The organism is Streptococcus salivarius, assembly GCF_002094975.1.
Taxonomy (GTDB): Bacteria; Bacillota; Bacilli; order Lactobacillales; family Streptococcaceae; genus Streptococcus; species Streptococcus salivarius_D.
On record NZ_CP015283.1, the window covers coordinates 653221 to 665000 of the forward strand.

Below are 11780 nucleotides of genomic sequence, written 5' to 3' on the forward strand. Positions count from 1 at the left end.
TAGCACTCTTACAAAAAGAGTGCTAATTTTTTTGGTTTTTTGGGTTGACATGTTCAAGTTTAGGTGTATAATAGAATCATAAGTTAGCAGTCGATGCATTAGAGTGCTAATAAATAGAAATGAGGTGACATCGTGATTACGCAAAGGCAAAACACTATTTTGAATTTGATAGTTGAGATGTTCACTCGTACACATGAACCGGTTGGTTCGAAAGCATTACAAGAATCAATTGATTCGAGTTCAGCGACCATTCGTAATGACATGGCCAAGCTTGAAAAGATGGGCTATCTTGAAAAAGCTCATACTTCTAGTGGGCGTATGCCAAGCCGAGCAGGTTTCCAGTATTTCGTCGCTAATTCTTTGAATCTTGATACGATTGATGAACAAGATGTTTATCAAGTGGTTAAGGCCTTTGATTTTGAAGCCTTTAAACTTGAAGATATCTTGGATGCGGCGGCGAAGCTGCTGGCAGAAATGACAGGATGTACAGCAGTGATTCAAGATGTGGAACCGACACGACAACGTCTGACTGGATTTGACATTGTTCATCTGTCCAATCACGACGCTTTAGCGGTTCTTACTCTAGATGAATCTAAGCCTGTGACAGTTCAATTTGCTATTCCAAAAAATTTCTTGTCTAGTGATTTGGAAATTCTTCATAAGCTTGTTCAAGAACGTTTTTTGGGAAACACTGTCTTAGATATCCATTACCGATTGAGAACTGAGATTCCTCAGATTGTGCAAAAGTATTTCAAAATAACAGATAATGTTCTAGATTTGTTTGATTATATCTTTTCACAACTTTTTAAGGAATTGATTTTCATCGAAGGTAAGGTTGCATCACTGACTTATGCCGATTTAAAAACCTATCAATTTTTGGACAATCCACAACATGTGGCACTTGAGCTTCGATCAGCTATCTCCGATGATGAAGTGACCAAGATTTCGGTTGCAGAATCAACTGAAGAAGCGCTTGAAAATGTCACAGTTATGAGTCATAAATTCCTGATTCCTTATCGTGGGATGGCACTCATGCATGTGATTGGTCCAGTTGAAATGGATTATCGTCGCATGGTTAGTTTGGTCAATGTTATTAGTAGAGTTTTGGTTATGAAGTTGACGGATTATTACCGTTACCTCAATAGTAACCATTATGAAGTTAGCTAAGATGTAACATTTAAAAAGTATAGAAAGAGGTGTATGCCTTGACTGAAGATATTAAAAAAGAAGAAGTGAAAGAAGAGGAAGCTACGGAGACAACTGAAGAAGTTGTAGAGGAAGTAAGCGAACCTTCTGAACTTGAAGAAGCCCAAGCGCGTGCCGAAGAATTTGAAAACAAATACCTTCGTGCCCATGCAGAAATGCAAAACATTCAGCGACGTGCAAATGAAGAACGTCAACAATTGCAAAAGTATCGTAGCCAAGATTTGGCAAAAGCGATTTTGCCATCACTTGATAACCTTGAACGTGCTCTTGCCGTTGAGGGCTTGACTGATGATGTCAAAAAAGGTTTGGAAATGGTGCAAGAAAGTTTAGTGCATGCTCTTAAAGAGGAAGGAATTGAAGAAATTCCAGCTGATGGTGATTTCGATCATAACTTCCACATGGCAATTCAAACAATGCCTGCAGATGATGAACATCCAGCAGACACGATTGCACAAGTTTTCCAAAAAGGGTATAAACTCCACGAACGCGTCTTACGTCCAGCTATGGTAGTTGTATATAATTAATTGAAAACTTGTCCGAAATGACAGAAAACTATGAATGAAAGATAAAAAAAGCAAAATAGAAATTAAAGTAAAAAGGGGAAAACATATGTCTAAAATCATTGGTATTGACTTAGGTACAACAAACTCAGCAGTAGCAGTTCTTGAAGGAACTGAATCAAAAATTATCGCAAACCCAGAAGGTAACCGCACAACTCCATCTGTTGTGTCATTCAAAAACGGTGAAATCATCGTTGGTGACGCTGCAAAACGTCAAGCAGTAACAAACCCAGATACAATCATCTCTATCAAATCTAAGATGGGTACTTCTGAAAAAGTTTCTGCAAACGGTAAAGAATACACACCACAAGAGATTTCAGCTATGATTCTTCAATACTTGAAAGGTTATGCTGAAGATTACCTTGGTGAAAAAGTAACTAAAGCAGTTATCACAGTTCCTGCTTACTTCAATGATGCACAACGTCAAGCAACAAAAGACGCTGGTAAAATCGCTGGTCTTGAAGTAGAACGTATCGTCAACGAACCAACAGCAGCAGCCCTTGCTTACGGTTTGGATAAGACTGATAAAGAAGAAAAAATCTTGGTATTCGACCTTGGTGGTGGTACATTCGACGTATCTATCCTTGAACTTGGTGATGGTGTCTTTGACGTATTGGCAACTGCAGGGGATAACAAACTCGGTGGTGATGACTTTGACCAAAAAATCATCGACCACATGGTTGAAGAATTCAAGAAAGAAAATGGAATCGACTTGTCAACAGACAAGATGGCTCTTCAACGTTTGAAAGACGCAGCTGAAAAAGCTAAGAAAGACCTTTCTGGTGTCACTTCAACACAAATCAGCTTGCCATTCATCACTGCTGGTGAGGCTGGACCTCTTCACTTGGAAATGACATTGACTCGTGCGAAATTCGATGATTTGACTCGTGACCTTGTAGAACGTACGAAAACTCCAGTTCGTCAAGCTCTTTCAGATGCAGGTTTGAGCTTGTCAGATATTGACGAAGTTATCCTTGTCGGTGGTTCAACTCGTATCCCTGCCGTTGTAGAAGCTGTTAAAGCTGAAACTGGTAAAGAACCAAACAAATCAGTTAACCCTGATGAAGTAGTTGCCATGGGTGCTGCTATTCAAGGTGGTGTTATTACTGGTGATGTCAAAGACGTTGTCCTTCTTGATGTAACGCCATTGTCACTTGGTATCGAAACAATGGGTGGAGTGTTCACAAAACTTATTGACCGCAACACTACTATTCCAACATCTAAATCACAAGTCTTCTCAACTGCAGCAGATAACCAACCAGCCGTTGACATCCACGTTCTTCAAGGTGAACGCCCAATGGCAGCGGATAACAAGACTCTTGGGCGCTTCCAATTGACTGATATCCCAGCTGCACCTCGTGGTATCCCACAAATCGAAGTTACTTTCGATATTGATAAGAACGGTATCGTATCTGTTAAAGCTAAAGACCTTGGAACTCAAAAAGAACAAACAATTGTCATCCAATCTAACTCTGGTTTGACAGACGAAGAAATTGAAAAGATGATGAAAGATGCTGAAGCAAATGCTGAAGCAGATGCAAAACGTAAAGAAGAAGTAGATCTTCGTAACGAAGTTGACCAAGCTATCTTTGCGACTGAAAAAACAATCAAAGAAACAGAAGGTAAAGGCTTCGACACAGAACGTGATGCTGCTCAATCAGCTCTTGATGACCTTAAGAAAGCTCAAGAATCAGGCAATCTTGATGACATGAAGGCTAAATTGGAAGCTCTTAACGAAAAAGCTCAAGCTCTTGCAGTTAAACTTTATGAACAAGCTGCAGCAGCACAACAAGCTCAAGCAGGAGCAGAAGGTGCACAAACAGCAGATAACTCAGGCGACGACGTCGTAGACGGAGAGTTTACTGAAAAATAAGAAATGGGTAAGAAAGTTTTAAAGTATTTAAAAGAAAATTTTTTAACTATTGTCTCAATATTCGTTTCAAGTTTCATTGCTTTTTCTGCTTATACTGTATCTAAAGAGTCTCAAAAGATTAGTGTTAATTCTGGTGTACTACGTTATGAGATCAAAGCAAGTATGGATAAAAATGATGATTTAGAGGTAACAATAAAACCAACAGTTGGTTTTATTCGTAAGGTAAGTTATATTAAATTTTCAGATGGAAAAGTTAATGGTGTTAATGTTAGTGATGGTACGTACACTGAAAATAAAATTGAAGGAAGGATTTCAGCAGTCAGTACCATTCCATCGGAACTAATGACTAAAAGAGACGATAAGCAATATGTTTTTTGTCTTGTTGAAGGAGGAAATGGAACTCGTTACTTAAGCATGGTGGTAACTAGAAATGGGAAGAAACCGATTGTTTATGATGAGTTACAAACCTTAAACGATTCAGAAAGCCCAGAGTTTAACGATTTTAGGAATCTGAGAAATAAATTACTTCAAGATAAATTTATTGCGGGTTAGTTTTATTGGAAAGCTTTTTTCTAGTGGAGTCGGTTCATACTTCCGACTCCTATTTTAGATAATTATGTGAATCAATCGCTTATTAATTCTATACTGTGTAAAAAATGAGAATAAAAACACAAGCTAATCTTATTTTTGTATTTAGTTTAAACGTAATAAAGAAATTATAATGTCCGCAATTGAACACGGGTTCTGAAGTTGTTGTAATTATTATTAAAGAAAGGAACAAAGAGCGTTCGGGGAATTGAACTCGAGCGGAAAGCTTGGAAATTAGATAAACCTCCTAAGAAATCAGGATTTCTTGTCGGTTTCCTAAATTTCAGTCGCTTTCTGTTCGCTCTTAGTATCTTGTATGAACAATACTGAATATTACGATCGTCTTGGGGTATCTAAGGATGCCTCTCAAGATGAAATTAAACGTGCCTATCGTAAGATGTCTAAGAAATACCACCCAGACATTAATAAAGAACCAGGTGCGGAAGAAAAATATAAAGAGGTCCAAGAGGCCTACGAAACTTTAAGTGATGACCAAAAACGTGCAGCCTATGACCAATACGGACCAGATGGTGCGAATGGTTTTGGTGGTCAAGGAGGCTTTGGTGGCTTCGATGGTGGTGCAGGCTTTGGTGGCTTTGAGGATATCTTCTCTAGCTTCTTTGGTGGTGGTGCTACTCGTAACCCGAATGCTCCACGTCAAGGTGATGATCTTCAGTACCGTGTCAACCTAAGCTTCGAAGAGGCGATTTTTGGTGCCGAAAAAGAAGTTCACTACAATCGTGAAGCAACATGTAAGACATGTTCAGGATCTGGTGCAAAACCTGGAACTAGCCCTGTAACTTGTGGTCGCTGTCATGGTCAAGGGGTTATCAATGTCGATACGCAAACGCCACTTGGTATGATGCGTCGTCAAGTAACCTGTGATGTCTGTCATGGAACAGGTCAAGAAATTAAAGAGCCATGTCAAACTTGTCACGGAACAGGACATGAAAAACAAAGCCACAAAGTATCTGTCAAGATTCCAGCAGGTGTTGAAACAGGTCAACAAATCCGTCTTGCAGGTCAAGGTGAAGCTGGTTTCAATGGTGGTCCTTATGGAGACCTCTTTGTAATCATCAATGTTAATCCAAGCGATAAGTTTACTCGTGATGGATCAACAATTTACTATACACTTAACATTTCTTTTGTCCAAGCCGCTCTTGGTGATACTGTCGAAGTACCAACAGTTCACGGAAACGTTGAGATGACTATTCCAGCAGGAACTCAAACAGGCAAAACTTTCCGTCTAAAAGGAAAGGGTGCTCCACGTCTTCGTGGAGGTTCACAAGGAGACCAACACGTTACAGTTAAGATTGTAACTCCTACGAAGCTAAACGATGCTCAAAAAGAAGCTCTCCTTGCATTCGCCAAGGCAAGTGGAGATGAAAAAATCGCACCACAGAAAAAAGGTTTCTTCAATAAAGTAAAGGATGCCTTAGAAGATTTATAAAGGAAGGACGCTGAAAGCGTCTTTTTCTTTATGTCAAAGCTGTATGGGGTCAGTTGACAATCGACCTACTTTTTATCCTTGAAAAAATCTGATATGATAATTTTATGGTTAGATACAAAGCGACAATTTCCTATGATGGTATACTTTTCTCAGGTTTTCAAAGACAACCAAATGCACGTTCTATTCAAGAAGAACTTGAAAAGACTCTCTTACGGTTAAATAGCGGAACACCTGTCACCGTTCATGGAGCGGGTCGTACAGATGCAGGTGTTCATGCCTATGGACAAGTTATACACTTCGATTTGCCCCAGGAGCGGGATCCAGAGAAGTTACGTTTTGGTTTGGATACGCAATGTCCAGATGATATTGATGTTGTTAGTATCGAACTCGTATCAGAAGAATTTCATGCACGATACAATAAACACAGTAAAACTTATGAGTTCTTAGTAGATGCAGGGCGACCTAAGAACCCTATGATGCGTAATTATGCGACCCACTATCCCTACCCTCTAAGTTTAGCACCTATGCAGGAGGCTGCTAAGGATTTGGTCGGCACACATGATTTTACAGGCTTCACAGCTTCAGGAACTTCTGTAGAAAATAAAGTACGCACAATTACACAAGCTAGTGTATCTATCGATGAGAAAACTGGATTTTATATCTTTACTTTTTCTGGGAATGGTTTTCTCTATAAGCAAGTTAGAAATATGGTCGGCACCTTGTTGAAGATTGGCAATGGTCGCATGCCTGTTTCGCAAGTTAAGACAGTGTTGGAAAGTCGTGATCGTAATCTCGCAGGACCAACAGCAGCAGGAAATGGATTATATTTGAAGGAGATAAGATATGAGTGATGAATTGATTTTAGCGATTTCGGGGAATGATATTTTTAGTGGTGGCGGACTTCATGCAGACTTAGCGACGTTTACCACTAATAAACAACATGGATTTGTGGCTCTTACCTGTCTGACAGCTATGACTGAGAATGGTTTTGAGGTTATTCCGGTTGATACTAATGTTTTTAAACAACAACTTGACTCACTAAAAGATATCCCATTCTCAGCAATTAAAATTGGTTTGTTGCCTAACGTTGAAATCGCGGAATTAACGTTGGATTTTGTTAAAAAACATTCTGATATTCCAATTGTCTTGGATCCTGTTTTAGTATGTAAGGAGACTCATGACGTTGAAGTTTCTCAACTACGTGATGAATTGGTTAAATTTTTCCCTTATACCACGGTTATCACTCCGAACTTACCTGAAGTCGAACTGCTTATAGATAGAAAGGTTAAGACTCTTGATGATATGAAGCATGCGGCTAGCTATCTCAATGAATTAGGTGCTAAGACTGTCGTTGTCAAAGGTGGAAATCGCTTGGATGGTAATAAAGCGATAGATGTCTTTTATGATGGAACAGATTACAAATTGTTTGAAGAAGCTGTGCTAGACAAAAACAATACAGGTGCAGGATGTACATTTGCTTCAAGTATAGCTAGTGAATTAGTTAAAGGATGTTCAGAAACTGAAGCTGTGACAAATGCTAAAGCATTTGTTTATGAATCAATTAAACAATCAAATGAATTTGGAGTAGTTCAATATGCAAAATAAGAAAACAAAAGAGCTAACATTATTAGCTATCTTAACAGCTTTATCAGTGACCTTTGGATTCGTAGCTAAAATTCCGACTCCAACAGGGCTTTTAACTTTGGTAGATGCAGGAATCTACTTCACAGCCTTCTATCTTGGCAAGAAAGAAGGGGCAATTGTGGGAGGACTATCTGCATTTTTGATAGATTTGCTATCATCTGCTCCGCAATGGATGTTTATCAGTTTGTTAATCCATGGTGCACAAGGTTATTTTGCTGGATTTAAGGGTAACTATCGTATCCTAGGTCTTCTGATTGCTACAATTGTGATGGTGGGTGGCTATGCACTTGCTTCAGTATTTATGTATGGAACAGGAGCTTCAATCGCAGAAGTGATTCCTAATTTCTGCCAAAACGCTCTCGGCCTAGTCGTTGGATGGGTATTGTATCAAGGATTCAAAAAGGTTCAATCTAAAAAAGATTAATAGCTTTACTAAAATCCTATTGACAAGCATTAATTTGGGTGTTAAGATATAAAAGTTGTCTTAACTGACTTGCCACAAACTTGAAAAGGTTCCAAAACTTTAAAAAAGTTATTGACAAGACAAGCTAGAGATGATATTATAAATAAGCTGTTTCGCGAGAGACAGCGGACACGAGAAGTGAAAAAACTTCAAAAAAAGTGTTGACAAGGCATTCTAGATTTGCTAGAATATAGAAGTTGTCTTAAGAGAGACAAAGACCTTTGAGAACTGAATAAGAAACCAAGTGCAGGGTTATAGAAGAAATTATAACCTGTCAATTTACAAGAATAAATCGTCAGACGACGGTAATGAGTTAACGCTCGAACAATTATTAAATTTTTTAATGAGAGTTTGATCCTGGCTCAGGACGAACGCTGGCGGCGTGCCTAATACATGCAAGTAGAACGCTGAAGAGAGGAGCTTGCTCTTCTTGGATGAGTTGCGAACGGGTGAGTAACGCGTAGGTAACCTGCCTTGTAGCGGGGGATAACTATTGGAAACGATAGCTAATACCGCATAACAATGGATGACCCATGTCATTTATTTGAAAGGGGCAAATGCTCCACTACAAGATGGACCTGCGTTGTATTAGCTAGTAGGTGAGGTAACGGCTCACCTAGGCGACGATACATAGCCGACCTGAGAGGGTGATCGGCCACACTGGGACTGAGACACGGCCCAGACTCCTACGGGAGGCAGCAGTAGGGAATCTTCGGCAATGGGGGCAACCCTGACCGAGCAACGCCGCGTGAGTGAAGAAGGTTTTCGGATCGTAAAGCTCTGTTGTAAGTCAAGAACGAGTGTGAGAGTGGAAAGTTCACACTGTGACGGTAGCTTACCAGAAAGGGACGGCTAACTACGTGCCAGCAGCCGCGGTAATACGTAGGTCCCGAGCGTTGTCCGGATTTATTGGGCGTAAAGCGAGCGCAGGCGGTTTGATAAGTCTGAAGTTAAAGGCTGTGGCTCAACCATAGTTCGCTTTGGAAACTGTCAAACTTGAGTGCAGAAGGGGAGAGTGGAATTCCATGTGTAGCGGTGAAATGCGTAGATATATGGAGGAACACCGGTGGCGAAAGCGGCTCTCTGGTCTGTAACTGACGCTGAGGCTCGAAAGCGTGGGGAGCGAACAGGATTAGATACCCTGGTAGTCCACGCCGTAAACGATGAGTGCTAGGTGTTGGATCCTTTCCGGGATTCAGTGCCGCAGCTAACGCATTAAGCACTCCGCCTGGGGAGTACGACCGCAAGGTTGAAACTCAAAGGAATTGACGGGGGCCCGCACAAGCGGTGGAGCATGTGGTTTAATTCGAAGCAACGCGAAGAACCTTACCAGGTCTTGACATCCCGATGCTATTTCTAGAGATAGAAAGTTACTTCGGTACATCGGTGACAGGTGGTGCATGGTTGTCGTCAGCTCGTGTCGTGAGATGTTGGGTTAAGTCCCGCAACGAGCGCAACCCCTATTGTTAGTTGCCATCATTCAGTTGGGCACTCTAGCGAGACTGCCGGTAATAAACCGGAGGAAGGTGGGGATGACGTCAAATCATCATGCCCCTTATGACCTGGGCTACACACGTGCTACAATGGTTGGTACAACGAGTTGCGAGTCGGTGACGGCAAGCTAATCTCTTAAAGCCAATCTCAGTTCGGATTGTAGGCTGCAACTCGCCTACATGAAGTCGGAATCGCTAGTAATCGCGGATCAGCACGCCGCGGTGAATACGTTCCCGGGCCTTGTACACACCGCCCGTCACACCACGAGAGTTTGTAACACCCGAAGTCGGTGAGGTAACCTTTTGGAGCCAGCCGCCTAAGGTGGGATAGATGATTGGGGTGAAGTCGTAACAAGGTAGCCGTATCGGAAGGTGCGGCTGGATCACCTCCTTTCTAAGGAAAAACGGAATGTACTTGAGTTTCTTATTTAGTTTTGAGAGGTCTTGTGGGGCCTTAGCTCAGCTGGGAGAGCGCCTGCTTTGCACGCAGGAGGTCAGCGGTTCGATCCCGCTAGGCTCCATTGAATCGCAAGATTCAAGTATTGTCCATTGAAAATTGAATATCTATATCAAATTCCATATGTAATTAATTACATATAGATAGTAACAAGAAAATAAACCGAAACGCTGTGAATATTTAATGAGTTAGGTCGAAAGACCAAAATAAGGTTAAGTTAATAAGGGCGCACGGTGGATGCCTTGGCACTAGAAGCCGATGAAGGACGTGACTAACGACGAAATGCTTTGGGGAGCTGTAAGTGAGCAATGATCCAGAGATGTCCGAATGGGGGAACCCGGCAGGTAATGCCTGTCACTCATTACTGTTAAGGTAATGTAGAGGAAGACGCAGTGAACTGAAACATCTAAGTAGCTGCAGGAAGAGAAAGCAAAAGCGATTGCCTTAGTAGCGGCGAGCGAAACGGCAAGAGGGCAAACCGAAGAGTTTACTCTTCGGGGTTGTAGGACTGCAACGTGGACTTAAAGATTATAGAAGAACTACCTGGGAAGGTAGGCCAAAGAGAGTAATAGCCTCGTATTCGAAATAGTCTTTATACCTAGCAGTATCCTGAGTACGGCGAGACACGAGAAATCTCGTCGGAATCTGGGAGGACCATCTCCCAACCCTAAATACTCTCTAGTGACCGATAGTGAACCAGTACCGTGAGGGAAAGGTGAAAAGCACCCCGGGAGGGGAGTGAAATAGAACCTGAAACCGTGTGCCTACAACAAGTTCGAGCCCGTTAATGGGTGAGAGCGTGCCTTTTGTAGAATGAACCGGCGAGTTACGATATGATGCGAGGTTAAGTTGAAGAGACGGAGCCGTAGGGAAACCGAGTCTTAATAGGGCGTATTAGTATCATGTCGTAGACCCGAAACCATGTGACCTACCCATGAGCAGGTTGAAGGTGAGGTAAAACTCACTGGAGGACCGAACCAGGGCACGTTGAAAAGTGCTTGGATGACTTGTGGGTAGCGGAGAAATTCCAAACGAACTTGGAGATAGCTGGTTCTCTCCGAAATAGCTTTAGGGCTAGCGTCGATGTTAAGTCTCTTGGAGGTAGAGCACTGTTTGGGTGAGGGGTCCATCCCGGATTACCAATCTCAGATAAACTCCGAATGCCAACGAGATATAATCGGCAGTCAGACTGCGAGTGCTAAGATCCGTAGTCGAAAGGGAAACAGCCCAGACCACCAGCTAAGGTCCCAAAATATATGTTAAGTGGAAAAGGATGTGGGGTTGCACAGACAACTAGGATGTTAGCTTAGAAGCAGCTATTCATTCAAAGAGTGCGTAATAGCTCACTAGTCGAGTGACCCTGCGCCGAAAATGTACCGGGGCTAAAACATATTACCGAAGCTGTGGATACCTTTATAGGTATGGTAGGAGAGCGTTCTATGTGCGAAGAAGGTGTACCGTGAGGAGTGCTGGAGCGCATAGAAGTGAGAATGCCGGTATGAGTAGCGAAAGACAGGTGAGAATCCTGTCCACCGTAAGACTAAGGTTTCCAGGGGAAGGCTCGTCCGCCCTGGGTTAGTCGGGACCTAAGGAGAGACCGAAAGGTGTATCCGATGGACAACAGGTTGATATTCCTGTACTAGAGTATATAGTGATGGAGGGACGCAGTAGGCTAACTAAACCAGACGATTGGAAGTGTCTGGCCAAGCAGTGAGGTGTGATATGAGTCAAATGCTTATATCTATAACATTGAGCTGTGATGGGGAGCGAAGTTTAGTAGCGAAGTTAGTGATGTCACACTGCCGAGAAAAGCTTCTAGCGTTAATTATACTCTACCCGTACCGCAAACCGACACAGGTAGTCGAGGCGAGTAGCCTCAGGTGAGCGAGAGAACTCTCGTTAAGGAACTCGGCAAAATGGCCCCGTAACTTCGGGAGAAGGGGCGCTGACTTATGGTCAGCCGCAGTGAATAGGCCCAAGCAACTGTTTATCAAAAACACAGCTCTCTGCTAAATCGTAAGATGATGTATAGGGGGTGACGCCTGC

8 protein-coding genes, 1 tRNA gene and 2 rRNA genes (1 of these 11 running past the window's edge) are annotated in these 11780 nt (G+C 42.1%); all 11 read left to right on the forward strand.

Translation table 11 applies throughout. The features are described 5' to 3' along the window. The first annotated feature begins 132 nt into the window (after nucleotides 1–132). The gene (gene hrcA, locus V471_RS03445; RefSeq protein ID WP_004182170.1) at nucleotides 133–1167 is read left to right on the forward strand and encodes a heat-inducible transcriptional repressor HrcA; all 1035 of its coding nucleotides are present in this window, start codon (nucleotides 133–135) and stop codon (nucleotides 1165–1167) included. 38 nt (nucleotides 1168–1205) lie between these two features. Beyond that, on the forward strand, nucleotides 1206–1730 hold the full coding sequence (gene grpE, locus V471_RS03450) for a nucleotide exchange factor GrpE (protein WP_002886396.1): 525 nt from the start codon (nucleotides 1206–1208) through the stop codon (nucleotides 1728–1730). A gap of 85 nt (nucleotides 1731–1815) precedes the next feature. Next, the gene (dnaK, locus tag V471_RS03455) at nucleotides 1816–3639 is read left to right on the forward strand and encodes a molecular chaperone DnaK (RefSeq protein ID WP_002886397.1); all 1824 of its coding nucleotides are present in this window, start codon (nucleotides 1816–1818) and stop codon (nucleotides 3637–3639) included. Between the two features lie 3 nt (nucleotides 3640–3642). After that, nucleotides 3643–4191: a hypothetical protein gene (locus V471_RS03460; RefSeq protein WP_049529383.1), complete on the forward strand. Its 549-nt coding sequence runs from the start codon at nucleotides 3643–3645 to the stop codon at nucleotides 4189–4191. A 352-nt stretch (nucleotides 4192–4543) separates the two neighbouring features. Next, nucleotides 4544–5677, forward strand: coding sequence for a molecular chaperone DnaJ (gene dnaJ / locus V471_RS03465; RefSeq protein ID WP_002886399.1), 1134 nt, complete (start codon nucleotides 4544–4546; stop codon nucleotides 5675–5677). Nucleotides 5678–5781: 104 nt separating this feature from the next. Next, complete coding sequence (gene truA / locus V471_RS03470; protein ID WP_084871109.1) at nucleotides 5782–6528, forward strand: tRNA pseudouridine(38-40) synthase TruA; 747 nt, start codon at nucleotides 5782–5784, stop codon at nucleotides 6526–6528. Further along, complete coding sequence (locus tag V471_RS03475; protein ID WP_049529384.1) at nucleotides 6521–7282, forward strand: bifunctional hydroxymethylpyrimidine kinase/phosphomethylpyrimidine kinase; 762 nt, start codon at nucleotides 6521–6523, stop codon at nucleotides 7280–7282. The genes truA and V471_RS03475 overlap by 8 nt, the downstream gene beginning before the upstream one ends. Next, nucleotides 7272–7745, forward strand: coding sequence for an ECF transporter S component (locus V471_RS03480; RefSeq protein WP_022496745.1), 474 nt, complete (start codon nucleotides 7272–7274; stop codon nucleotides 7743–7745). Before V471_RS03475 ends, V471_RS03480 begins: the two co-directional genes overlap by 11 nt. Before the next feature lie 378 nt (nucleotides 7746–8123). After that, nucleotides 8124–9671 (forward strand): 16S ribosomal RNA (locus V471_RS03485). Between the two features lie 54 nt (nucleotides 9672–9725). Further along, nucleotides 9726–9798, forward strand: a tRNA-Ala gene (locus V471_RS03490). 146 nt (nucleotides 9799–9944) lie between these two features. Next, nucleotides 9945–11780, forward strand: a 23S ribosomal RNA gene (locus tag V471_RS03495) (it continues 1064 nt past the right edge of the window). The 16S and 23S rRNA genes sit together here with 1 tRNA gene alongside, the layout of an rRNA operon.

Coding starts and splice junctions, on each gene's coding strand:
- dnaK (WP_002886397.1), top strand. CDS start 1,816: ATGTCTAAAATCATTGGTATTGACTTAGGTACAACAAACTCAGCAGTA.
- V471_RS03460 (WP_049529383.1), top strand. CDS start 3,643: ATGGGTAAGAAAGTTTTAAAGTATTTAAAAGAAAATTTTTTAACTATT.
- dnaJ (WP_002886399.1), top strand. CDS start 4,544: ATGAACAATACTGAATATTACGATCGTCTTGGGGTATCTAAGGATGCC.
- truA (WP_084871109.1), top strand. CDS start 5,782: ATGGTTAGATACAAAGCGACAATTTCCTATGATGGTATACTTTTCTCA.
- V471_RS03475 (WP_049529384.1), top strand. CDS start 6,521: ATGAGTGATGAATTGATTTTAGCGATTTCGGGGAATGATATTTTTAGT.
- V471_RS03480 (WP_022496745.1), top strand. CDS start 7,272: ATGCAAAATAAGAAAACAAAAGAGCTAACATTATTAGCTATCTTAACA.